The organism is Paenibacillus sp. JJ1722 (assembly GCF_048282685.1).
Classification (GTDB): domain Bacteria; phylum Bacillota; class Bacilli; order Paenibacillales; family Paenibacillaceae; genus Paenibacillus; species Paenibacillus polymyxa_B.
Genome location: NZ_CP182500.1, coordinates 6,072,474 through 6,093,516, shown reverse-complemented (window position 1 = coordinate 6,093,516; position 21,043 = coordinate 6,072,474). Strand labels below are relative to the sequence as shown.

23 protein-coding genes and 1 tRNA gene are annotated in these 21,043 nt (G+C 45.4%); 21 read left to right on the top strand and 3 right to left on the bottom strand.

What is annotated here, in order from left to right; translation table 11 throughout:
• Positions 1-185: 185 nt before the first annotated feature.
• The 3 genes from ACM1ND_RS27155 (at position 186) to ACM1ND_RS27145 (ending at position 1,518) form a co-directional block, all read left to right on the top strand.
• Complete coding sequence (locus ACM1ND_RS27155; protein ID WP_338533041.1) at positions 186-1,136, top strand: mechanosensitive ion channel family protein; 951 nt, start codon at positions 186-188, stop codon at positions 1,134-1,136.
• Complete coding sequence (locus tag ACM1ND_RS27150; protein WP_023991148.1) at positions 1,126-1,332, top strand: DUF951 domain-containing protein; 207 nt, start codon at positions 1,126-1,128, stop codon at positions 1,330-1,332. Before ACM1ND_RS27155 ends, ACM1ND_RS27150 begins: the two co-directional genes overlap by 11 nt.
• Positions 1,333-1,427: 95 nt before the next feature.
• Positions 1,428-1,518: transfer RNA gene (locus ACM1ND_RS27145), tRNA-Ser, on the top strand.
• A gap of 185 nt (positions 1,519-1,703) precedes the next feature.
• Here the strand turns inward: ACM1ND_RS27145 and ACM1ND_RS27140 are convergent.
• Positions 1,704-1,964 (bottom strand): hypothetical protein, encoded by a 261-nt coding sequence (locus tag ACM1ND_RS27140; RefSeq protein WP_023991146.1) that lies wholly within the window; start codon positions 1,962-1,964, stop codon positions 1,704-1,706.
• A 265-nt stretch (positions 1,965-2,229) separates the two neighbouring features.
• Here ACM1ND_RS27140 and ACM1ND_RS27135 point away from each other — a divergent pair, with 265 nt between their 5' ends.
• Positions 2,230-2,595: a hypothetical protein gene (locus tag ACM1ND_RS27135; RefSeq protein WP_279833017.1), complete on the top strand. Its 366-nt coding sequence runs from the start codon at positions 2,230-2,232 to the stop codon at positions 2,593-2,595.
• Between the two features lie 81 nt (positions 2,596-2,676).
• Here the strand turns inward: ACM1ND_RS27135 and ACM1ND_RS27130 are convergent, their stop codons facing one another.
• Positions 2,677-2,994 carry a hypothetical protein gene (locus tag ACM1ND_RS27130; RefSeq protein WP_053326514.1) on the bottom strand — a complete coding sequence of 106 codons (318 nt, stop codon included), beginning with the start codon at positions 2,992-2,994 and terminating at the stop codon, positions 2,677-2,679.
• Between the two features lie 366 nt (positions 2,995-3,360).
• On the bottom strand, positions 3,361-3,555 hold the full coding sequence (locus ACM1ND_RS27125; RefSeq protein WP_028540980.1) for a YjzC family protein: 195 nt from the start codon (positions 3,553-3,555) through the stop codon (positions 3,361-3,363).
• Between the two features lie 318 nt (positions 3,556-3,873).
• On the opposite strand from ACM1ND_RS27125, the gene rpsF reads away from it, so the two are divergent.
• From rpsF to ACM1ND_RS27040, 17 genes are all read left to right on the top strand, one after another.
• Positions 3,874-4,158, top strand: coding sequence for a 30S ribosomal protein S6 (rpsF, locus tag ACM1ND_RS27120; protein ID WP_013312802.1), 285 nt, complete (start codon positions 3,874-3,876; stop codon positions 4,156-4,158).
• Positions 4,159-4,207: 49 nt separating this feature from the next.
• Positions 4,208-4,699, top strand: coding sequence for a single-stranded DNA-binding protein (gene ssb, locus ACM1ND_RS27115; protein ID WP_013312801.1), 492 nt, complete (start codon positions 4,208-4,210; stop codon positions 4,697-4,699).
• 21 nt (positions 4,700-4,720) lie between these two features.
• Positions 4,721-4,993, top strand: coding sequence for a 30S ribosomal protein S18 (rpsR, locus tag ACM1ND_RS27110; RefSeq protein ID WP_013312800.1), 273 nt, complete (start codon positions 4,721-4,723; stop codon positions 4,991-4,993).
• Positions 4,994-5,517: 524 nt separating this feature from the next.
• On the top strand, positions 5,518-7,257 hold the full coding sequence (locus tag ACM1ND_RS27105) for an ABC transporter substrate-binding protein (protein ID WP_338533039.1): 1,740 nt from the start codon (positions 5,518-5,520) through the stop codon (positions 7,255-7,257).
• A gap of 68 nt (positions 7,258-7,325) precedes the next feature.
• Entirely contained in the window at positions 7,326-8,288 is a 963-nt protein-coding gene (locus ACM1ND_RS27100) for an ABC transporter permease (RefSeq protein ID WP_023991143.1), read from the top strand.
• A gap of 11 nt (positions 8,289-8,299) precedes the next feature.
• On the top strand, positions 8,300-9,223 hold the full coding sequence (opp4C, locus tag ACM1ND_RS27095) for an oligopeptide ABC transporter permease (RefSeq protein ID WP_013312797.1): 924 nt from the start codon (positions 8,300-8,302) through the stop codon (positions 9,221-9,223).
• Between the two features lie 13 nt (positions 9,224-9,236).
• Complete coding sequence (locus ACM1ND_RS27090) at positions 9,237-10,220, top strand: ABC transporter ATP-binding protein (RefSeq protein ID WP_025723142.1); 984 nt, start codon at positions 9,237-9,239, stop codon at positions 10,218-10,220.
• Positions 10,217-11,182, top strand: coding sequence for an ABC transporter ATP-binding protein (locus ACM1ND_RS27085; RefSeq protein WP_013312795.1), 966 nt, complete (start codon positions 10,217-10,219; stop codon positions 11,180-11,182). The genes ACM1ND_RS27090 and ACM1ND_RS27085 overlap by 4 nt, the downstream gene beginning before the upstream one ends.
• Before the next feature lie 158 nt (positions 11,183-11,340).
• Entirely contained in the window at positions 11,341-12,282 is a 942-nt protein-coding gene (locus tag ACM1ND_RS27080) for a D-alanyl-D-alanine carboxypeptidase family protein (protein ID WP_023991141.1), read from the top strand.
• A 236-nt stretch (positions 12,283-12,518) separates the two neighbouring features.
• Positions 12,519-13,577, top strand: a complete 1,059-nt coding sequence (locus tag ACM1ND_RS27075; RefSeq protein ID WP_075155009.1) for an LCP family protein — start codon at positions 12,519-12,521, stop codon at positions 13,575-13,577.
• Between the two features lie 45 nt (positions 13,578-13,622).
• Positions 13,623-14,051, top strand: a complete 429-nt coding sequence (locus tag ACM1ND_RS27070; RefSeq protein ID WP_013312792.1) for a CBS domain-containing protein — start codon at positions 13,623-13,625, stop codon at positions 14,049-14,051.
• Between the two features lie 121 nt (positions 14,052-14,172).
• The gene (locus ACM1ND_RS27065) at positions 14,173-14,475 is read left to right on the top strand and encodes a MazG-like family protein (protein WP_013312791.1); all 303 of its coding nucleotides are present in this window, start codon (positions 14,173-14,175) and stop codon (positions 14,473-14,475) included.
• Positions 14,476-14,480: 5 nt separating this feature from the next.
• The gene (locus ACM1ND_RS27060) at positions 14,481-15,398 is read left to right on the top strand and encodes a DUF2232 domain-containing protein (RefSeq protein ID WP_023991139.1); all 918 of its coding nucleotides are present in this window, start codon (positions 14,481-14,483) and stop codon (positions 15,396-15,398) included.
• Positions 15,399-15,409: 11 nt separating this feature from the next.
• On the top strand, positions 15,410-17,398 hold the full coding sequence (locus ACM1ND_RS27055; RefSeq protein WP_023991138.1) for a DHH family phosphoesterase: 1,989 nt from the start codon (positions 15,410-15,412) through the stop codon (positions 17,396-17,398).
• Positions 17,395-17,838 (top strand): 50S ribosomal protein L9, encoded by a 444-nt coding sequence (rplI, locus tag ACM1ND_RS27050; RefSeq protein ID WP_023991137.1) that lies wholly within the window; start codon positions 17,395-17,397, stop codon positions 17,836-17,838. Before ACM1ND_RS27055 ends, rplI begins: the two co-directional genes overlap by 4 nt.
• 2 nt (positions 17,839-17,840) lie before the next feature.
• The gene (dnaB, locus tag ACM1ND_RS27045; RefSeq protein ID WP_023991136.1) at positions 17,841-19,199 is read left to right on the top strand and encodes a replicative DNA helicase; all 1,359 of its coding nucleotides are present in this window, start codon (positions 17,841-17,843) and stop codon (positions 19,197-19,199) included.
• A gap of 377 nt (positions 19,200-19,576) precedes the next feature.
• A complete protein-coding gene (locus ACM1ND_RS27040) occupies positions 19,577-20,863 on the top strand; it encodes an adenylosuccinate synthase (RefSeq protein ID WP_025723148.1) in 1,287 nt (428 codons plus the stop codon).
• Positions 20,864-21,043 lie beyond the last annotated feature (180 nt).

Sequence of the window (21,043 nt, the reverse complement as noted above, 5' to 3'; positions counted from 1 at the left end):
ATTAGCCTGCGGGTAACATTTATTCTCAAGATAGTAGCTAGTATATGGATAAACTTGTGCTTTTATACTCGAGGAAGTAGATTATTCATAGCCATATGTTTGAAGTCAGTAGATAAGCTTATATAGTAGGAAATAGAATTCGGGAAGCAGGAAGAGTAGTTCCCTTTTTTAAGGAGGAGTACAGGATGACCTTTATGCATTGGCTGGAGGGCGATTCAGGCACAGAAGAGGTAGTGAAGGGTGCTATCCACTTGAAGGATATCGTATGGAAATTCATTACAGATGGTGAGATGTGGTCGACCTTTTTGTTTGTGATTTTGAAAATTGCAATTATTTTCATTATTACACGTATCTTTATTCGAGTTATTAATAAAATTATAGATAAGTCAATGCAACAAAAGGGAGATAACGGCAGATTCCGATTGAATACAAGGCGGTTAACGACCGTTGGGGAATTGCTAAAAAATGTAACCAATATTGTATTCAATTTCATCTTGATTATGCTGGTGCTTTCTCAAATGGGTATTAATCTTGGTCCTCTGATTGCTGGAGCTGGAGTGCTTGGATTGGCCGTTGGTTTTGGGGCACAGAGCCTGGTTAAGGATGTAATTACTGGATTCTTCATTATTTTTGAAGATCAATTTGCCGTAGGAGACGTCATCCAGACAGGTACTTTCAAGGGTACGGTGGAAATGATCGGGCTGCGCACAACCAGACTGGTGAGCTGGAAAGGTGAGGTGTACATTTTACCGAACGGCTCAATTACAACGGTAACAAACTTCTCCATGTCCAACGCGTTGGCGGTAGTGGATGTGCCAATGAAGGCCGAGCGTAGTCTGGAGGAAGCAGTTGGTTTGGTAAAACAGGCAATCCAAGGCATTGAAGAGTCCAATGTACAGATACTTAATATACCAGATGTGTTAGGGGTTCAGTCCATGACTACCTCAGAGTATATTGTGCGTGTTGTGGCAGAATGTATGCCAAATACAGGGGCCGTGGTAGAGCGTGATATTCAGAATAACATCAAGAAGGCCCTAGAGGATGAGGAACATCGTCAGGTCGCCTTGGAGACGGCGATAACCCTAGAAAAAGAAGATGAGCAAGGAATAAAAGGGGGAGAGAAGGGTGGAGCGTAAGTCATTTGAACTAGGGGACATTGTACAGATGAAGAAGCCTCATCCGTGTGGAACGAATGAAATGGAAATTATCCGCATGGGGATGGATATTCGAATCAAATGTGTCGGTTGCCAGCATAGTGTGCTGATTCCGCGTGCCAAGTTCGAAAAGAATATGAAGAAAGTGCTGCGATCAAAGGCCAACGCCGACGATTAAAACACGGAAGCGAATTGAGCCAAGAAAGATGAATGGCGATGAACCAGAATCAGCTTGCGTCACAGTTGCAATGATGATATAATTATCCTTGCTGCGGAAAGGTACCCAAGAGGTCTAAGGGGGCTGACTCGAAATCAGTTAGGCGTCGCAAGGCGTGCGTGGGTTCGACTCCCACTCTTTCCGCCACTAACTTCATTTAATAAACCAATCTCTTACGTCTGTGACGTAGGAGATTTTTTGTTTATGGGAGATATTTTGAAGGTATATATGCGGCTAACGTGTCCACGAAGTAAAGAACTTAGAAGGGATTTATGCTTTTTGAAAGGTAAGAATCATATTATTAAAAAAAGTACGCGCTATCCCAAAGTGGATTAGCGCGTATTTTCTGTGCTTTGAGGGACGTACTGAATGATATCTTCAATACCAAATGTTTGTTCCAAGCCGTGGCTACGGGCGATTTCGTTTATCGCATTTAAGATATTAACCAAGGTTTCCAACTTAATGGTTTTTGTATCGCCACTTGCTAAATCAAGAATTGTAGCAGGTCTTGTTTTCGACTCCACCGCGATCTTGTTACGTGTAGCTCCAATCATTTCTAGTGTTTCACTCAATTTAAAATGAATTTGACTCACGTTAATGAGCCTCCTTAAGAAAATATTGTGGGTTACAAAATTACTAAATTAGTTATTTGTATTATATCCTACACTACCTATATCGTAAAACTTTTTTCGTATATCCTATTGACATACTACTCACCGAGTAGTACTATTTTTTATATTATATTACTAATAAAGTAGTACTTATTAAGTTTTATTGGTTTTAGGTTTACATACTTTTGCTCCATATTACTTGGAAAGAAGGATAACTTTATTTTCATTAGGAAAGGGGAAACGATGTATGAGTAAATCGTTGGCATTGGAGTGGGCTTCGATGGTATACGGGCCGTATGATTTGCCGCATATGTATGAGATATTCGAAGGGGTTCTATATAAAGGATGCTACTTCTTCTATCTGGACAATGGTGTGCTATGTCTGCGTCAGGTACGCAAGTTGGAGCAGCTGGCACACACACATTTGTTCATTGATGGTGACAGTGCAGGATTACAACTGGCAGAGGGGATTCGGCGTGATTTGATGGAGGTAGTATCGGACATCATCAGATACTGGAGAGACAAAAGCGGACTTACTTTCCTGTTCGATGAATTGCTGTGTCTGCGAGAAAGGGGAGACATACAGCTCGACCTTGTAAAAGACAAGGGTTAGTTTGTTCCTTCTGAGAGATATCATTACAGCAAAAAATGCTCCTGACAGCAGAGAAACATTGCCGGTAGGAGCACTCTTTTGTTATAGCTGGTTAGGCGGGTAATGATAGCGTTTTGTTTTTTTTGAGCCAGAGATCATCAGAAGGATCGCTGCAATCAAATGGAGAGCCCAGCCTACAAAGGGTATCCAGGCCAGCAAAGAAGTGAGTACTCCCCATACAGAGCCGTAGATCGCCTCCTGATTGCGTAACGACAGGATAAGTGTTACTGCATGCAGGACAAGCATAAATCCCAGAGCCGAGTAGCCGCTCCCCATGACAATAGCTCCCCCCACAATCGGTACGGCAAGCACCAATTCGAATATACCTGATATCCACTTTAATATTCGAGAATAGCTCATCTTTAAACCTCCGTAGATAGTAGGTCTTTGTACTTGGATATATTCTAGCAGAAGGAGCTGAATTAATCTGCATTTTACCAGGATATGCAAAAAGTCCGATAATGCAACAAAGGAGGACCACAAAGGTCCTCCATCGTAGGCGATACATTTTTAACAGGATACGATCTGTCCAATCACATCATGAAACTCGGTGTACTGACCAGCAATACCGTGTTGAAAAGACAGTGTCCTTTTACACAAACCTAACGCTTCTAATGCCCGGAATGGATCTCCTAACAGTTTGTCCGGCTACGTCGTCCAACGGAACCACACCTCTCTGTTGTATCGCCTAATCATAATATGGCCAGGATTCCGAGGAAATATACATTAGTGGACACGGGCTTTCGTTTTTTTCTTCCATTTGCGATTATGGTTGGCGGTTTTGGGAAAAGAATCGCCTCTTTCCAGCGTTACTTGCTGCGGGTTTTGGATTTCAGTATGGAAGCTCTTTTCTCCGACCTCCATGTATACGCCGTCGTTTGGGACCTTATCTCCTGGTTCGAACTCAGTCTTTTCACCCATGCGATTGTGCCTCCTTAGATAAATGAATTTGGACTGCAACGGTTATTGTGCGCTGTCTTGAACAGAAACATGCGAAACCGGGTATACAGATACTGAGTGAATCAAATGATTTCCTTTATATATGCGAAATTTTTGATATGCTATAAAATTGTATAAAGCTTATGATATGCAAGTGTTTTAGCCGTTTTAGGCTTGTGTATTGAATTTGTAGGTTGCATTCAGTTGTTGGATTTGGTAAACTGTTTTAGTGCGAGTTTAGGCTCGTTCCTTGCTCTCAACTGAGATTGAGGGCCTTATGTCCATAAGGAGGTGTAAAGAATGCGCAAATATGAAGCGATGTATATTATTCGTCCTGACATTGAACAAGAAGCTGTTCAAGCGACAGTCGATAAATTCCAAGGTATCATCTCTAACGGCGGTGGCGAAATTACGAGTCACGATGTAACTAAACGCCGTCTTGCGTATGAGATCAAGAAATTCCGTGATGGTTCTTTCGTTCTGGTAAACTTCACAGCAGAACCTGCTGTTGTTACTGAGCTTGAGCGTATCATGAAAATTTCTGACGAAGTAATTCGTTATCTCATTACGAACGACGTAGCTTAATTATTGTACGTGATTATGTAATGAACAACGCTCAAAGGAGGGGATTGGATTGTTGAACCGTGTCATTCTGATCGGTCGCTTGACCAAAGATCCAGAGCTGCGCTATACACCATCTGGTGTAGCAGTAACCCAGTTCACCCTGGCTGTAGACCGTCCGTTTACGAGTCAAGGCGGCGAACGGGAAGCGGATTTCTTGCCGATCGTAACCTGGCGTCAGCTTGCTGAAACATGCGCTAACTATCTTCGCAAAGGTCGTTTAACGGCTGTTGAAGGCCGTGTTCAGGTGCGTAATTATGAGAACAATGAAGGAAAACGTGTATACGTGACTGAAATTGTAGCTGATAATGTGCGTTTCTTGGAATCTAACCGCGATGGCGGTAACGGTGGCGGCAATAGCGGTGGAGCTGCGCGTGAGGAGTCTCCTTTCGGAGGCGGTAACAGCAATAGTGGACGCGGGAATAATAACTCGCGAAACAATCAGGATCCTTTTTCCGATGACGGAAAACCGATCGATATTTCGGATGATGATTTACCATTTTAATTGGGAAAGGACTGACAAAGAATGGGCTTCAGACAAAGAGAAGGCGGAGACGATAACAAAAGACCAGCTCGTCGTGGTGGTCGCAACAAACGTCGTAAAGTATGTTTCTTCACTGTGAACAAAATTACTCACATTGACTATAAAGATACAGACCTGCTTAAAAAATTCATCAGCGAACGTGGAAAAATTCTTCCTCGTCGTGTGACTGGAACAAGTGCGAAATATCAACGTATGTTGACAATCGCTGTTAAACGTTCCCGTCAAATCGCATTGCTTCCTTACACTACTGAATAGTAGTGGGTGGAAAAAAGAGACGTTCCCGATCCCGGGAGCGTCTTTTTTCGTGATTTTTTATATTGACAACAAGTGCCATCTATTGTAACTTACTAATAATACAATCCATGTTTACCCATAAACCATAGTATACCTTTTAATGGCTTGTGAAATTGCAAGCTCCCCAACTCGCCAGAGTAAACATTTCGGCCTTCTGAAATGTTATTTTATATTACATGAAATCTTGTTTTTTTGTCATTTTCCACAAGTAAAATTCATAAACTTTACATAAATAGATATTTTGCATTTTTATATTACATAAAAAAAGATATTGACGTGATATTATTTTACACTTAAGATAAACCTTAATAAAAATGTAATGGTTGTTAGCGCACGAAATTGACCAGAGGTCTAAAACACGTGTTTACGCTATTAAGACAGTAAGGAGGATGTGCAACTTCATTTTCAAACCTCAAGCTTTAACGAATCACCGCAGGAATGAGACAGGCTGTTAAATAAAGAACCGACTAAGGGGGATTAACAGGATGATGCAGACGAAGAAATGGGTTTCTTTGCTTATGGTGCTTACGATCGTTGGTGTTCTGTTTGCAGGATGTAGCGGGGGTGCTAATGAGGCACAGCCACAGCAAGGCAATGCGGATAATAAAACAGAGGGAAATGAAGGAACTGCACCCGTTACGGAGGGCGTTATCAAAGCGACTGATCTCACGCAAAATCCTCCGGGAGCCACTAATCGGAAAGATAACATTGTAGTAGGTATGACATCACCTAAAGGGGTATTTAACCCGCTATTCTGGCAAACGACTTACGATTTATATGTAGTCAGAACAGTATTTGATTCCTTCTTACAGGTGAAGGCGGATGGTACATATGAAAATAGTTTGGCTGACAAGGTTGATGTATCGCCGGATGGTCTAAAATATACATTCCATCTGAAACCAGGCGTGAAGTATAGTGACGGTACCCCAGTAACAGTGAAGGATTATGCTTTTGTCCTCAAGGTACTGCATGATCCAAATTATGACGGAGAAACAGATGTATTATCTTTTAAGATTAAAGGCGGTAAAGAGTATCACGATGGCAAGGCGAATGATATCTCTGGTATCAAAGTCATTGATGATAACACAGTAGAGGTAACCGTTACAGAAGCAACAGCGTATACAAAGGATTTTCTGGGTGAGCAATACTTCATGCCAGAAGCTTATTATGGAAAAGGATTCAAAAAGGGTAACCTGGACAGCATCAAGGCACTTAATAACAAGCCAATCGGCTCTGGTCAGTATGTACTGAAGAGCTTCTCCCCGGGTCAACAAGTCGTATTTGATGCGAATCCAAACTATTTCAAAGGCGCACCAAAAGTGAAGTCAGTTATTTTCAAAACAACAACAGAAGAAACAAACCTGTCTATGCTGCAAACAGGTGAAACGGACATGGACAACATCACAGTTACTGAAGACAATGTAGAGGAATTAAAGGCGTTGGGCTTCTTGGACGTGAATATTATGCCGACAAACGGCTATGGATATATTGCGTTTAATCATAAGGAAAAGAAATTTAAGGACCCTAAAGTACGTCAGGCTCTAACGATTGGCTTAAACCGTAAGGAGATTGTGCAGGGCGTGTATGGTCCATATGCGAATGTTATTAACATTCCACAATCTACAGAATCTTGGTCTTATACGGATGAAGGTATCAACAAATATGAATTTGATACAGCTAAGGCGAAGGCTTTGCTGGATGAGGCAGGCTGGAAGGTTGGTGCTGACGGAATTCGCGAAAAGGACGGAGAAAAGCTGACCATTAACTTCTCTGCGACTGCTGATAATCCAGTAGTAGAGGCCTTGCTACCGATCATGTCCAATAACTATAAGGAGCTAGGCATCAAGCTGACTTCCGAAACTTTAGATTTTAACGCCATTATGGATAAAAAGGACACAGGCAAGTTTGATATGTTCTTCGCGGCTTGGGGCTTAACTCCAGACCCGGATACAACGACTTTTATTTCGAATGGTGCACAAAATGATATCGGCTATTCCAATAAGAAGGTCGATGAACTAACGCTTGCTGGTAAGCATGAACTGGATCAAGAGAAACGCAAACAGATTTACAAACAGCTCTATCAAGAGCTGAATAAGGATCTACCAACTATTTTTATGTACCAACGCAGAGATATGTGGCCAGTTAATGGACGTGTATCCGGCTTGGAAATTACACCATACAAAGATTTTGAGTTCACCCTGCATAACGCTCAGATCGCTCAATAAGGGTTGCCAAACGTATGCTCAGCTCTCACGAGCTGGGCATATCACTTTATTCGTCTGGAGGAATGAATATGAAGCAGTACATTATTCGAAGACTGCTGCAACTCATCCCCACACTTATTGGCATATCCATTATCGTATTTGCGATTTCAGCCATGGTGCCGGGTGATTATATTACAGCCAAGCAGAACCCGAATATGACGGCCGAAAAGGCGCAGCAGCTACGACATATCTACGGGCTGGATAAACCGGAATACCAACGCTATTTTATATGGGCCGGTAATATGTTAAAGGGGAATATGGGGGATTCATTACAGCATAAGCAGCCGGTAACGAAGGTCATTGGCAATTATGTATGGAACTCATTTATTATCGCTTTTTTTAGTCTTATTTTTAGCTGGCTGATTGCGGTTATTGCAGGAGTATTTTCAGCCAAGTTTCAATATTCGTTATTCGATAAGTTTGTCACATTATTCATTTTCTTATGTATGTCGCTGCCTTCATTTTTTATTGGTCTATTGGTCATCAAAATATTTGCCCTGGAGTGGGGGATTCTCCCGGTTGGGGGCATGACCACAGCAGGGATGGAGCCAGGCTCATGGGCTTATATGGTGGATGTTCTCAAGCATATGTTCCTGCCGACACTCGTACTTACGATGCTGAGCACAGGAAGTCTGACCCGGTATTTCCGTACAGGCATGTTGGAGGTCATTCGTCAGGATTATATTCGTACCGCACGCGCCAAAGGCTTGAAGGAACGTACGGTTATTTTCAAGCACGCACTGCGCAATGCACTGATTCCAGCCATCACACTACTTGGCTTCGAGCTTCCGGCCTTATTTGGTGGGGCGATGATTCTGGAGAAGGTATTTGTGTGGCCGGGTGTGGGTCAGGTCTATCTGGAGTCGATTAGTATGCGGGATTATCCGTTTATGTTGGGCTTCACGATTTTCTTAGCGTTACTTACGCTTATCGGTAATTTGCTCTCTGATGTATTGTATGGCATGGCAGATCCAAGAATTCGCTTGAAGTAGGAGGGATACTATTGTCCGCAGAAACAGTCACGATTGAAACGAATCAAAAGGCGGCGATCCGTCCTGAAGCGTCTCCATGGAGAATCGCCGTTCGCCGTTTTAACCAAAACCGTCTGGCTTTGGCTGGTCTCGTTATATTAATTCTGATGGTTATCATTTGTAGTTTTGGACCGATGATTTCACCTTATCATTTAGATGATTACAAGCTAGCTGACAAAAATTTATCGCCTAATGCTAAGTACTGGCTTGGTACAGATAAGTTTGGTAGAGATATTTTGCTGCGTACAATGCTGGCCGGCCGTATTTCCTTGACGGTGGGACTGGTCGCCACGTTTATTTCGGTCATGATTGGAGCGACGTTGGGTGCGCTGGCAGGGTTTTATCGTAAAGGCGTGGATACGGTTATTATGCGGATTGCCGATATTTTCATGGCACTCCCTACATTACCGCTGCTTATTATTTTAGGTGCTGTTCTGTCGGATTTGAAAGTCGATCCGTCGAATCGCATTTATTTTCTGATGCTCATTATCGGGGTCTTGAGCTGGACTAGCTTGTCCCGTCTGGTCAGGGGGCAAATTCTTACGCTGCGTGAACAGGAGTTCATGCAGGCGACGGAAGCGCTAGGCTTGAGAGACCGTCGCAAAATATTCCGACATTTGCTGCCGAACACGATTCCTACCATTATTGTTACGGCTACGCTTGGAGTAGCGGGTGCGATTATTACAGAATCTGCGCTCAGTTACTTGGGAATCGGCGTTGTGCCGCCCACACCTTCGTGGGGGAATATGATATCGGCTGCAAATAACCTAATTGACTTCCGCAAACGGCCTTGGATATGGGTCCCACCGGGAATGTGTATTCTAATTACAGTTGTAGCGATTAACCTGATTGGCGACGGTTTGCGTGATGCGCTGGACCCTAAAATGAAGAAGTAGGAGACGAACGTTTATGGAAAATGCTTTGATTGAATTTCGTAACCTGAAAACCCACTTTCATACCTCTAACGGAACTGTCAAAGCGGTCAATGACGTCAGTTTTAAAATTCGTGAGGGTGAAACGCTCTGTGTGGTAGGAGAATCTGGTTGCGGTAAGAGTGTAACTGCGATGACGATGATGCGGTTGATTGATTCTCCCCACACCTCAGACGGACAAATCTGGTTTGAGGGCAAAGACCTCCTAAAACTCAATAAAGGTCAAATGCAGCAAATTCGCGGCAATGACATCTCGATTATTTTTCAGGAGCCGATGTCTTCTCTGAATCCCGTGCTTACGATTGGGGAACAGATCACGGAGCCGTTGCTGATGCATACATTAATGAGTAAAAGAGAAGCACATGCTCGGGCAATTGAGCTGATTAATTTGGTGGGGATTTCACGTTCAGAGGAAATATTTCATTCCTATCCTCATGAATTGAGTGGCGGTATGCGCCAGCGGATCATGATTGCCATCGCATTAAGCTGTAATCCGAAGTTATTGATTGCGGATGAACCAACAACGGCACTGGATGTTACGATTCAGGCACAGATTCTGGATTTAATGCGGGATTTGAAGGATAAGCTTAAAACGTCCATTATGCTCATTACGCACGACTTGGGTGTCGTGGCAGAAATGGCTGATTATGTGGTCGTTATGTATGCTGGAAACGTCATTGAAGAGGCGCCTGTCATTGAGCTGTTTAAAAATCCGCAGCATCCATATACTCAAGGCTTATTAAAGGCGAAGCCCGTCATTAATCAGAAAATGGATCGACTGTATTCCATCCCAGGACAGGTTCCAAACCCAATTGAGTTGGGGGAAAATTGTCATTTCCATGATCGGTGCTCCCACTGTATGCAAATCTGCAAGGATCAGGCTCCTCCTTTGAATGAAAAGGAGAATGGTCATAAGGTTGCCTGCTGGCTATATGAGAAAGAAGGAGGGCAACGGATATGAGCGAGCCTTTGATTCAAGTGGAAGGGCTGAAAAAGTATTTCCCGATCACAGGCGGGATTTTTCAGCGTACTGTCGGACATGTGAAAGCAGTCGATGATGTATCCTTTAACATTCATAAGGGTGAATCCTTTGGTCTGGTAGGAGAATCGGGTTGTGGCAAAAGTACGATTGGACGCACGATTCTTAGATTGATGGATAAGACAGAGGGATCGGTACGATATAAAGGCGAAGACTTGCACGCGTTAAACAAAGAGCAGATTCGTGCGCTTCGTCCGAAGTTGCAAATCGTCTTTCAGGACCCTTTTAGCTCACTGAATCCGAGAATTAAGGTCGGTGAAGCCATTGGTGAGGCGTTGCTGGATCACGGGTTGATTGATCGTAGTGAGCTGCGGAAGAAGGTCAATGAAACGCTGAATATTTGTGGGCTATCCTCGTATCATTATGATCGGTATCCGCATGAGTTCTCTGGCGGCCAGCGTCAGCGGATCGGGATTGCAAGGGCTTTGATTTTGAATCCTGATTTTATTGTGGCTGATGAGCCGGTATCTGCTCTAGATGTGTCTATTCAGGCCCAGATTATTAACTTGTTAAGTGATTTGCAGCAGGAACGCCAATTGACCTATCTGTTCATCTCGCATGATCTAAGTGTAGTCGAGCATCTGTGTAGCCGGATTGGTGTGATGTATCTGGGTTCAATGGTAGAGCTTTCCTCCAAGGAGGAACTGTTCAGTAATCCGCTTCATCCGTACACAAAGGCGCTGCTATCGGCAGTACCGATTCCCGATCCCACGATCAAGAGACAACGGATTGTGTTGAAAGGAGACATCCCATCTCCGGCCAATCCGCCTTCAGGATGCAAGTTTCATACACGTTGTCCTATGGCAGAAGCACGTTGTAAAACAGAGATTCCGGTATACCGCGATGCGGGCGATCAGCATTTTGTAGCCTGTCACTTTGCCTAAAATATATAATTAGGAAGCAAAATATCCGTCATCCTGAAAGCAGAATTGACGGATATTTTGGCGTGGAATACAAAAGGTAAAAAAATTGTATCTTTTTTTCGAAAAATTGCAGACAAAATGGATTTTTCATCGTCTAATAAAGTATGGAGGTTATTACGATGATGAAAAAACATTGGTTACGTTGGGCTATTGTCGTCCCGGTACTTATTATATTGATTTTTATTACGCTTGGACCCCGCCTGTTGATCGGAAAGCCGAATGTGGATGCAGAGGCTGCGGTGCTGATGGACATGCATACTGGGGAATTACTGATGGATGTGAACGGCGATACGCCTATGCCTTCCGCAAATATGTCCAAGCTCATGACTGAGCTATTGGTGCTGGAGGATATTCGGGCCGGACGGTTAGGCTGGAATGATGAAGTGCGAATTAGCCGTTACGCGAGTACGGTGGGCGGTGTGAATTTGTCCCTCCGGTATGGTGAAAGGATGACCGTATCCGAATTGTTCCAGAGTATGGTTGTGTATTCAGCGAATGATGCCGCTGTCGCGTTAGCGGAGCGTTCAGCAGGGAATGAATCAGCTTTTGTGAAGCGTATGAATGGAAAAGCTGCCCAAATCGGGTTGTCATCCGATAGTCGCTTCAGCAATGCCTCTGGAGCAGGGCAGAGTGAATTGGGGCCGAATCACCCTGAGGATATTCGGGGAGAAACGAAAATGACAGCAAGCGACACGGCGAAGTTGGCCTCCTATTTGATTACGTCACACCCGGAGATTTTGAGAACGTCCAGCCGTACGCAGATGGAGTTGAAGGATAAAGGCATCTACATTAGTAATACGAACTGGATGCTGCCTTCCTTGGCTGGACCGTACTCTTACGCGGGAACGGACGGACTGAAAGCAGGATACACAAGCGATGCTGGATACTGCTTCACGGGTACAGCTGAGCAGCATGGAAGACGGCTAGTTGCTGTGGTGTTGGGTGCACCGAGCAAGGAGGAGCGTTTTGAGCAGACACGGAGGTTGTTCGATTATGGTTTTGCCCTGTCGACTTCTTTCCCCGTGCGACTGCAAAATTTGGTGAAACTGGCCCCGCATTAAGGGGGAAAATGATTTTGAAAGCTACATAGGATACGAATATAAACATGAATTGGGGCTTTGACCGTGAGGTCGAAGCCTTTTTTGGCATGAATTTGAGAAGCTGACCACGCCATGATACTTTTGACAACAGGGTAGCAGACCTTTTATGCTTTGAGGGGAAGTTTTCGCTTCATGTGGGACCAATTCGGTTTAATGAAGAGATGGGATTTGTGACGGAAAGAAGGAAGGTACCTGTTATGGAGAGAAGACATAAGAGAAGGACCAGTGGAAAGCCCAAAAAGAAAAAGAGGTTTACCGCTCTATATATTTCATGTATTGTTTTATTTTTGATTGCAGTGGGAGGCTACCTATTCCGCAAACAGCTGACACTGGTGGCTTTTGATTGGTTTGTATCACCGACGTTGGAGAGCAAGCTGGAGAAATCCTATCAGCCGCGACAATCCGGTGAACAGCAGCAGCAAGAGACAGTAGCTTACCGTAAGGAGCCCTTTTCGGTGCTGTTACTGGGTACAGATGAAAGGCCAAATGAAAAGGCGCGTGGTCGTTCGGATACGGTTATGTATGCAGTAGTACGGCCCGCAGACTCGCGTGTGCTTTTGATTTCCATTCCAAGGGATACGTACGTACAGATTGTCGGACATGATCCGAATCGCGATGGCGAGGATGATTTTGATAAGTTGGGGCATGCTTATGCGTTCGGAGGCGCAGATATGTCCATGGCTACAGTAGAGAAGTTGATGGAGCATAAGGCCGATTATTATGCTACGATTAATTTCCAGGGTATTCAGGAGGCGGTGAACGCAGTGGGTGGAGTTGTGCTTCCCATCGACAAGCCCATTGAGAATAAGAATCCGCTGCATATCAAGTTCCGTATTGAGGCGGGCAAGCCGCTTTATAATGGTGAGGAAGCCATGTATTATGTTAGATATCGGGAAGATAGCGACTTCAACCGTACAAAACGGCAGCAAATTTTCTTGAACGCTATGGCCGATAAGCTGCTGAATATCAACGGAATTACCAAAATCCCGGAGCTGCTCGATATTATGGGAGCCAATTTCAAAACCGATATGGAACCTACTTTTATTACTGGGCTTGGCAAGCAGGCTATTTCGCAGGGGAATCCACAAATTTCAAGTTTTACGATTACGGGGGAAGGGTTCAAGAAGAAGGGCCTGTATTATGACCGGGCTAATGAACAGGAACTTGAATATGCCAGACTTATGATTGCGAACTGGCTAGATTCCGATACAACCCCGCAGACGCTGAGGCTTCCCGACAAGCAGGACATTCAGTGAATAATCAATTGATTTATATTTGATTTTGAGGGGGATTCGTTTCTCATGAACATCGCTTTTTTCTTGCTTCCCAAACAGGAAGTTGCTTGTGTAACGGCGGATGCTACTTTACGGCAAACGTTGGAACGGATGGAATATCACCGTTTTACAGCGGTTCCTATTTTGGATAAAGAAGGTAGATATACAGGTACAGTTACAGAAGGTGATCTGTTGTGGCATATGAAAGAGTCCGAGGGGAAAATCACCTTTGAAAACGCTTCTAAGTTTATGCTTAAGGACGTTCCGTTGCGGGTTACGATGAAGCCCGTATCCATTGACGCGAACATGGAGGATTTAATTAATTTGGCGAAGGTACAGAATTTTGTGCCCGTCGTAGATGATATGGAACGGTTTATTGGCATTGTACGTCGCAGCCAGATTATTGAGTATTGTGAAAAATTTGTGTCCAGGGAATCGCTTAATACTTCAAGCTAAAATAAGCAGCAAAGCTGGTCCGAAAATAACGATTTACCTTATGGGGTAACAGTTATTTTCAGAATAGGATATGCTATAATGGAGAATAAAGCTTTTTCAGAGGGGTGTGACTCTTCATCATATGCCTAAAGAAATGGATGTAGTTAAACGAGCCAAGGTTATTGAATGGCTTAAAACAGAGGTGCTTGACCAAGTCTCCCGTCTGTTTAAGGCGATGTGGGAAGGCAGTACAGCCCGCATTGGTGATTGTTTGGCGAGTTTGGTGATGAGCAGTTATATTTTGGGGAGGCGCCTTGGAGTGTCTTACCGTGAATTGGATGATCTACTCATCGACAAGCTAAGAAAGCACAGAAAAGAAGGACACCAGCTGGAGGATTGGTATCAGGACATTTCCGCACTGGAAGAACATATGCGTAAGAGGTGAAAACGTTGAAATTCCGCTTGGCAACTGTAGCATGGAGCGTCATTTATTTGCTTCTGCTGCTGACTCTATTGACACCATTAAGAATCATTACCGTATTTTTGCTGATTGTGCCTGGCGCTGTATTGTTTTCATCGCTGCCTTTCAAAGGATTTCTGGTCCACGTCATACCGGTGCTGTTAATTATAGCGCTACTCGATGTGTATTCGCTGCTCCCTGCGATTTATTTTCTGATTCCTTCAATAATGATGGGACGGATTTATAAAAAGGGAGGACCTGCTTTTCAGGCGTTGATGACCGGAATGGGCATTATTTTAGCCGAGTTGTTGGTTGTTCTGTTTATCGCTACGTATTCTTTTGGGTTTGATCTTTCGCAGTACCTTCGTGATCAGGCCGCGATATCGGCAAGTATAGTACAGCAGGTTTTGAGTGCTAATCCGATGTTTTCGAACATGAATTGGACAGCGGAGGATACGCAGAAACTCGGTACAATGCTGATTGGAAAAATTCCGTATGTGCTGATCATGACCTCGTTCATATTGGCGGTGATTACGCATGCTTTGGCACGTCCGGCATTGAGCAGTCTCGATGTACCGGTACGCAAAATGAAGCCTGCTCGCGAGTGGAGGCTACCGCGCGCGCTGATCTGGTATTATCTGCTGGCAATTGTAATTGAATGGATAGCAGGGTCTTCCGATAGCAGCTGGATTCAAATGGTTTCCATTAGTATGCTACCGCTGATTCATGCATGTTTTATTATCCAGACGATTGGTTTTGTATACTTCTGGACGCATAGCCGTAAAATGAGCCCGGTGATTGCGTTGCTGCTGTCGCTCGTCGTTCTGGTGTTCCAGCCGCTCCGCATTATAGGTATTATTGATTTGGCCTTTCCGCTGCGTGAAGCTATTACAAGATCAAAGAAATAGGGTGAACAGTCATGCCTAAATTTCTACAAAAACGCTGGCACGGCTATCAGACGGTCTGGGCGTTTTTACTGCTGCTGGTGCTTGTCATATGTATTTCCATGTACAACTGGGAACTGGGTGTGATAGGACTGCTGCTGTCATTCTTGCTCGGCGGGCTGATGCTGAAGACGGAATTGGATTTTCGTCGGGAACTGAATCAATATATCAGCGGTCTTTCCTTCCGGATCAAGCGGGTGGAAGGGGAAGCGATTAGTACATTGCCGTTCGGCATCATTTTATACAGTGAAAATCGAACGGTAGAATGGCACAATCGGTTTGCCGGGGAGATGTTCGAGGAGCAATCACTGATTGGTGAGTCTCTTCAAGATTTGTTTCCTCAACTCGCAGGTGCTCTAAGCACCAAGAAGGAAACAAAGGAGCCTGCTCGTGAGCTGAAGGTGGAGCTACAGCATGATGAGCGTCATTATCAGTTTCTGATCGTGCCCGATGAGCGTCTGATATATTTGTATGAAGTCACGGAGTTGGCGGTGCTACGCAAGCAGTATGAAAACGAGCGGTTGGCGCTCGGTATCGTCATGCTCGATAATATGGACGAGGCTGCTCAGGGAATGGACGATCAGCAACGCACCGCGCTTATTGCAAAGGTGTCAAGCGAGATTACATCTTGGGCTAATCAGTACAATATTTATTTGCGTCGATTATCTTCTGAGCGTTATCTCATTATGCTAAATCATAAAGCGCTTCAGGAGCTGGAGCAAAGTCGATTCGTCATTCTGGATACCGTAAGGGAAATGACGGCGGATTTAAAAGTACCAATGACACTGAGTATTGGCTTGTCCTTCGGTGCAGAGAGCATCAAGGAGCTAGGCGAGCTGGCCCAATCCAGTCTAGATATGGCGCTTGGACGTGGGGGCGATCAGGCAGCAGTGAAGGCGGGACAGCGCCTGTCCTTTTATGGAGGCAAGTCCAATGCTGTCGAGAAGCGTACCAGGGTGCGTGCCCGAGTCATTGCACATGCGCTGCGTGACCTGATGCAGGAGAGCGACCGCGTCCTGATCATGGGACACAAAATACCGGACATGGATGCATTGGGAGCGGCCATCGGTGTGTGGAAGGCTGCGGCACTTTACAATGTAGAGGCACATATCGTACTGGATAAATCCAATCCGTCTATCGACCGAATGATGGAGCAGGTAAACAAGGATGAGAAGTTATCGCAAGCGCTCATGACGCCAGAGCAGTCGCTCCAGCTGATGACTGAGCACAGTCTGCTGGTCGTGGTGGACACGCATAAGGCCTCAATGACGATTGAGCCGCGTCTGGTGCAAACGGCCAGCCGGGTGGTGGTTGTCGACCATCATCGTCGGGGCGAGGAATTTATTAACGATTCGGTTCTGATCTACTTGGAGCCATATGCGTCATCGGCCTGTGAGCTGGTGACCGAGCTGCTGCAATATATCCATGAGAAGGTCCAACTGACACCGCTGGAGGCAACATCACTGCTGGCGGGGATTACGGTGGATACCAAGCATTTTTCCCTGCATACAGGCTCGCGTACATTCGAGGCAGCCGGCTTTTTACGGCGTAGTGGGGCAGATACAGTAATGATCCAGCGCATGTTAAAAGAGGACCTGGATGAATATATTGCTAAGGCGGAAATTATTAAGCATGCTAAAATGATATATGGGCATATCGCAATTGCGGTAACTGAGCCCGGACAGAAAATACCGCAGCTCCTGATTGCTCAGGTGGCGGATTCATTACTCAATATGACGGATGTACTGGCCTCCTTTGTGGTCAGTGAACGTCCTGACGGCCTGGTGGGGATCAGCGCCCGTTCACTCGGACGCATGAACGTACAGGTCGTCATGGAACGGCTAGGCGGCGGAGGACATCTGACGAATGCGGCGGTTCAGCTGGATTGCCCGCTGGAGGAAGCTAAGCGCAGAGTGGTCGACGTGCTGGCCGAAATTGATGGGGAAGAGGGGTTATTTGAATGAAAGTGATATTCATTAAAGATATGAAGGGCCAAGGCAAGAAGGGGCAAATTAAGGAAGTGTCGGACGGTTATGCAGCGAATTTCCTGTTGCCGCGTGGTGTTGCCCGTCCAGCGACAGAAGGAAATATGAAGACGCTGGAAAATCAGAATGCTGCTGAGGAAAAGCGCAAGCAAGAGGAAAAGGAAGAGGCTCAAGCGCTCGGCAAAAAGCTGGAAGAGACAACGATTCAGCTCAAGGCGAAGGCTGGTGAAGGTGGACGGCTGTTCGGCGCGATTACAAGCAAGCAAATCGCGGAGGCAGTAGCTAAAACTGGCATCAAGCTGGACAAACGCAAAATTGAGCTGGAAGAACCGATTCGTACGTTGGGCGTGACTCAAATGACCGTTAAGCTTCATCCTGAGGTCAAAGCTACGCTGAAAGTACAGGTGACTGAAGAATAATTATGGGCGGCGAATTTTTTGATCGGATTCCTCCGCAAAATCTGGAGGCTGAACAGGCGGTTATCGGGTCTATTTTGCTCCAGTCTGAAGCACTGATTACCGCAATGGAGCGGGTGCAAACCGAGGACTTTTATGATAAGGCTCATCAGATGATTTACGAAGCAATGATTGAGCTGGGTGAATCCGGACAGCCGATTGACTTGGTTACGCTGACCTCGAAAATTCAGGACAAGGGACAGCTAGAGGATATCGGCGGTGTCAGTTATCTGGCGAAGCTGGCTCACGGGGTGCCAACAGCGGCTAACGTGGATTACTATGCCCAGATCATTGAAGAAAAAGCGATGCTTCGTCGCTTGATTCGTGCAGCTACACAGATTGTGAGCGAAGGCTATAGCAGTGGCGAGGATGTCGCTGGTATGCTGAGCGATGCTGAGCGCAAGATTATGGAGATATCCAACGGGCGCTCAGGTAGTGGCTTTATTGCCATCCGCGATGTCGTGATGGAAGTGTTTGACCGCGTTGAATTGCTGCATCAGAACAAGGGCAATACGACCGGGATTCCGTCCGGGTTTGTTGATTTGGACAAGATGACGGCGGGTTTCCAGCGCAATGACTTGATCATTGTGGCCGCCCGTCCATCCGTAGGTAAAACAGCGTTCGCTCTGAATATTGCGCAAAACGTTGCAGTTCGGGCAAAAGAGACAGTAGCCATCTTCAGTCTGGAGATGTCGGCCGCTCAGCTCGTGCAGCGGATGATTTGCGCCGAGGCCAATCTGGACGCGAACGTCATGCGGACAGGTGAATTTAAAGGCGACGACGATTGGGCGAAGCTGACGATGGGCATTGCAGCCTTGTCAGAGGCGGAAATCTATATCGATGATACGCCCGGCATCACTGTGGCTGATATCCGTGCCAAATGCCGCCGTCTCAAGACGGAAAAGGGACTGGGTATGATCGTAATCGACTACTTGCAGCTTATTCACGGACGAGGCAAAGCAGGCGAGAACCGGCAACAGGAGGTATCCGAAATTTCACGGACATTGAAGCAAATCGCCCGTGAGCTTGAAGTGCCTGTAATTGCCCTCTCCCAGCTGAGTCGGGGTGTGGAGCAGCGTCAAGACAAGCGGCCGATGATGAGTGACTTGCGGGAATCGGGTTCTATCGAGCAGGATGCTGATATCGTGGCGTTTCTGTACCGGGATGATTACTATAATCAGGAAACAGAAAAGAAGAATATTATTGAGATTATCATTGCCAAGCAGCGTAACGGCCCGGTCGGTACGGTAGAATTGGTCTTTCTCAAAAATTATAATAAATTCGCTAATTACGAGCGTGCCCATTCGGATGCGTTCGCCGGATAACATATTAGTATCATTAGAAAAGGCTCTTTCGACGCGGATTTCGCGATCTCGAAAGGGTCCTTTTTTATAGGGTTCACGTATTTTCATATAAGGAATGAAACTCTCAATTACGAACAATACTATTTTCATGTAATATAATGTTCGCTTTTTATTTGACTTTAAAAAATGGTGCTGTTACACTTATAGTGCTGCTTCAACGCAGTGGGGAGAACAATACGCCCGGGGCTTTCCGAACCTACGGAATGTCTGCGACGGACGTTTTTTCCTGCTGTCCGAGAACGCTCCATATCTGCTCGCTCAGGCGGTTGAAGTCGGATATGCGTAGTGTGTCAGCTCAAAATCAGAGTGTCTGTGGGCACTCCACGGAGGAATGAAACATGTCAACTGTAGTCGTTGTGGGAACACAATGGGGAGACGAAGGCAAAGGTAAAATCACGGACTATCTGGCGGAAAGCGCTGAAGTGGTGGCCCGTTACCAAGGCGGAAACAATGCTGGTCATACGATTCTCATTGACGGTAAAAAGTACAAGCTGAGCCTGATTCCATCCGGCGTTTTTTATGAAGATAAAAAGTGTGTTATTGGCAACGGCATGGTAGTAAATCCAGCCGCTCTTATTGAAGAAATTACTTACATTCATGATAATGGCTTTTCCACAAAAAATCTGGTCATTAGTGACCGTGCACATGTGATTATGCCGTACCATATGACGCTGGATGTGCTGGAAGAAGACCGCAAAGGTCCTAACAAAATTGGTACTACCCGTAAAGGGATTGGCCCTGCTTATATGGATAAAGCTGCACGTAACGGTATTCGTATTGCTGATTTGCTGGATGCAGAGGAATTCGAAAAGAAGCTGCGCCACCAAACGAAAGAAAAAAATCAAGTGATTGAACAAGTATACGGCGGCGAGCCGCTGGACGTAGAAGAAATACTGAAACAGTATCTGGAGTATGCTGAATTTATCCGTCCTTATGTAGGAGATACGTCTGTCGTGTTGAATGATGCGATTGACGCAAATCAAAAGGTACTGTTCGAGGGTGCGCAAGGCGTTATGCTCGATATCGACCAAGGTACGTATCCGTACGTTACGTCCTCCAACCCGTCGGCTGGTGGCGTATGTATTGGTTCCGGTGTGGGACCGTCCAAGATTCAACAAGTCATCGGTGTAGCTAAATCGTACACAACTCGTGTAGGTGATGGACCCTTCCCAACTGAGCTGAACGATGAAGTCGGCGATTACATTCGTGAAACAGGTCATGAGTACGGTACGGTTACAGGTCGTGCTCGTCGTGTTGGCTGGTTTGACAGCGTCGTTGTGCGTCATGCCCGTCGTGTCAGTGGGTTAACGGGTCTTTCCCTGAACTCGCTGGACGTATTGACTGGCCTGAAAACGGTGAAAATTTGCACAGGTTACAAGTACCGCGGCGAGGTGATTACGCATTATCCGGCTAGCCTGAAAATGCTAGCGGAATGCGAAGCGGTATATGAAGAAATGCCAGGTTGGAGCGAAGACATCACTGGCGTGAAAACGCTGGAGGAACTGCCTGAGACTACACGCAATTACGTACAACGCGTGTCTGATCTGACAGGTATCCCAATTGCTATTTTCTCGGTTGGGCGTAATCGCGATCAAACAAATCAGGTGCTTCCGATTTATTTGTAGGACAAGAATGATATAGCTATTGATACATGTTCAAGGAGAGAGGCTGTTAGCAGCCTCTCTCTTTTTTTTATTCTGTGAAGTGTTAAATGGTTCCTCCCCCTTTACATAATCTTATCTTCCTTGTCGATTTGTGATAACAAACCCTCTCTATAATCCAAATAGAAAAGAGATTCGGACGTC

What these genes read in the sequence shown, in the direction of transcription:
- ACM1ND_RS27135 (WP_279833017.1), top strand. Translation starts at nt 2,230, where the DNA reads ATGAGTAAATCGTTGGCATTGGAGTGGGCTTCGATGGTATACGGGCCG.
- ACM1ND_RS27070 (WP_013312792.1), top strand. Translation starts at nt 13,623, where the DNA reads ATGAACATCGCTTTTTTCTTGCTTCCCAAACAGGAAGTTGCTTGTGTA.
- rpsR (WP_013312800.1), top strand. Translation starts at nt 4,721, where the DNA reads ATGGGCTTCAGACAAAGAGAAGGCGGAGACGATAACAAAAGACCAGCT.
- ACM1ND_RS27065 (WP_013312791.1), top strand. Translation starts at nt 14,173, where the DNA reads ATGCCTAAAGAAATGGATGTAGTTAAACGAGCCAAGGTTATTGAATGG.
- ACM1ND_RS27155 (WP_338533041.1), top strand. Translation starts at nt 186, where the DNA reads ATGACCTTTATGCATTGGCTGGAGGGCGATTCAGGCACAGAAGAGGTA.
- dnaB (WP_023991136.1), top strand. Translation starts at nt 17,841, where the DNA reads ATGGGCGGCGAATTTTTTGATCGGATTCCTCCGCAAAATCTGGAGGCT.
- rpsF (WP_013312802.1), top strand. Translation starts at nt 3,874, where the DNA reads ATGCGCAAATATGAAGCGATGTATATTATTCGTCCTGACATTGAACAA.
- ACM1ND_RS27040 (WP_025723148.1), top strand. Translation starts at nt 19,577, where the DNA reads ATGTCAACTGTAGTCGTTGTGGGAACACAATGGGGAGACGAAGGCAAA.
- ACM1ND_RS27130 (WP_053326514.1), bottom strand. Translation starts at nt 2,994, where the DNA reads ATGAGCTATTCTCGAATATTAAAGTGGATATCAGGTATATTCGAATTG.
- ACM1ND_RS27075 (WP_075155009.1), top strand. Translation starts at nt 12,519, where the DNA reads ATGGAGAGAAGACATAAGAGAAGGACCAGTGGAAAGCCCAAAAAGAAA.
- ACM1ND_RS27080 (WP_023991141.1), top strand. Translation starts at nt 11,341, where the DNA reads ATGATGAAAAAACATTGGTTACGTTGGGCTATTGTCGTCCCGGTACTT.
- ACM1ND_RS27055 (WP_023991138.1), top strand. Translation starts at nt 15,410, where the DNA reads ATGCCTAAATTTCTACAAAAACGCTGGCACGGCTATCAGACGGTCTGG.
- ACM1ND_RS27105 (WP_338533039.1), top strand. Translation starts at nt 5,518, where the DNA reads ATGATGCAGACGAAGAAATGGGTTTCTTTGCTTATGGTGCTTACGATC.
- rplI (WP_023991137.1), top strand. Translation starts at nt 17,395, where the DNA reads ATGAAAGTGATATTCATTAAAGATATGAAGGGCCAAGGCAAGAAGGGG.
- ACM1ND_RS27100 (WP_023991143.1), top strand. Translation starts at nt 7,326, where the DNA reads ATGAAGCAGTACATTATTCGAAGACTGCTGCAACTCATCCCCACACTT.
- ACM1ND_RS27090 (WP_025723142.1), top strand. Translation starts at nt 9,237, where the DNA reads ATGGAAAATGCTTTGATTGAATTTCGTAACCTGAAAACCCACTTTCAT.
- ACM1ND_RS27085 (WP_013312795.1), top strand. Translation starts at nt 10,217, where the DNA reads ATGAGCGAGCCTTTGATTCAAGTGGAAGGGCTGAAAAAGTATTTCCCG.
- ACM1ND_RS27125 (WP_028540980.1), bottom strand. Translation starts at nt 3,555, where the DNA reads ATGGGTGAAAAGACTGAGTTCGAACCAGGAGATAAGGTCCCAAACGAC.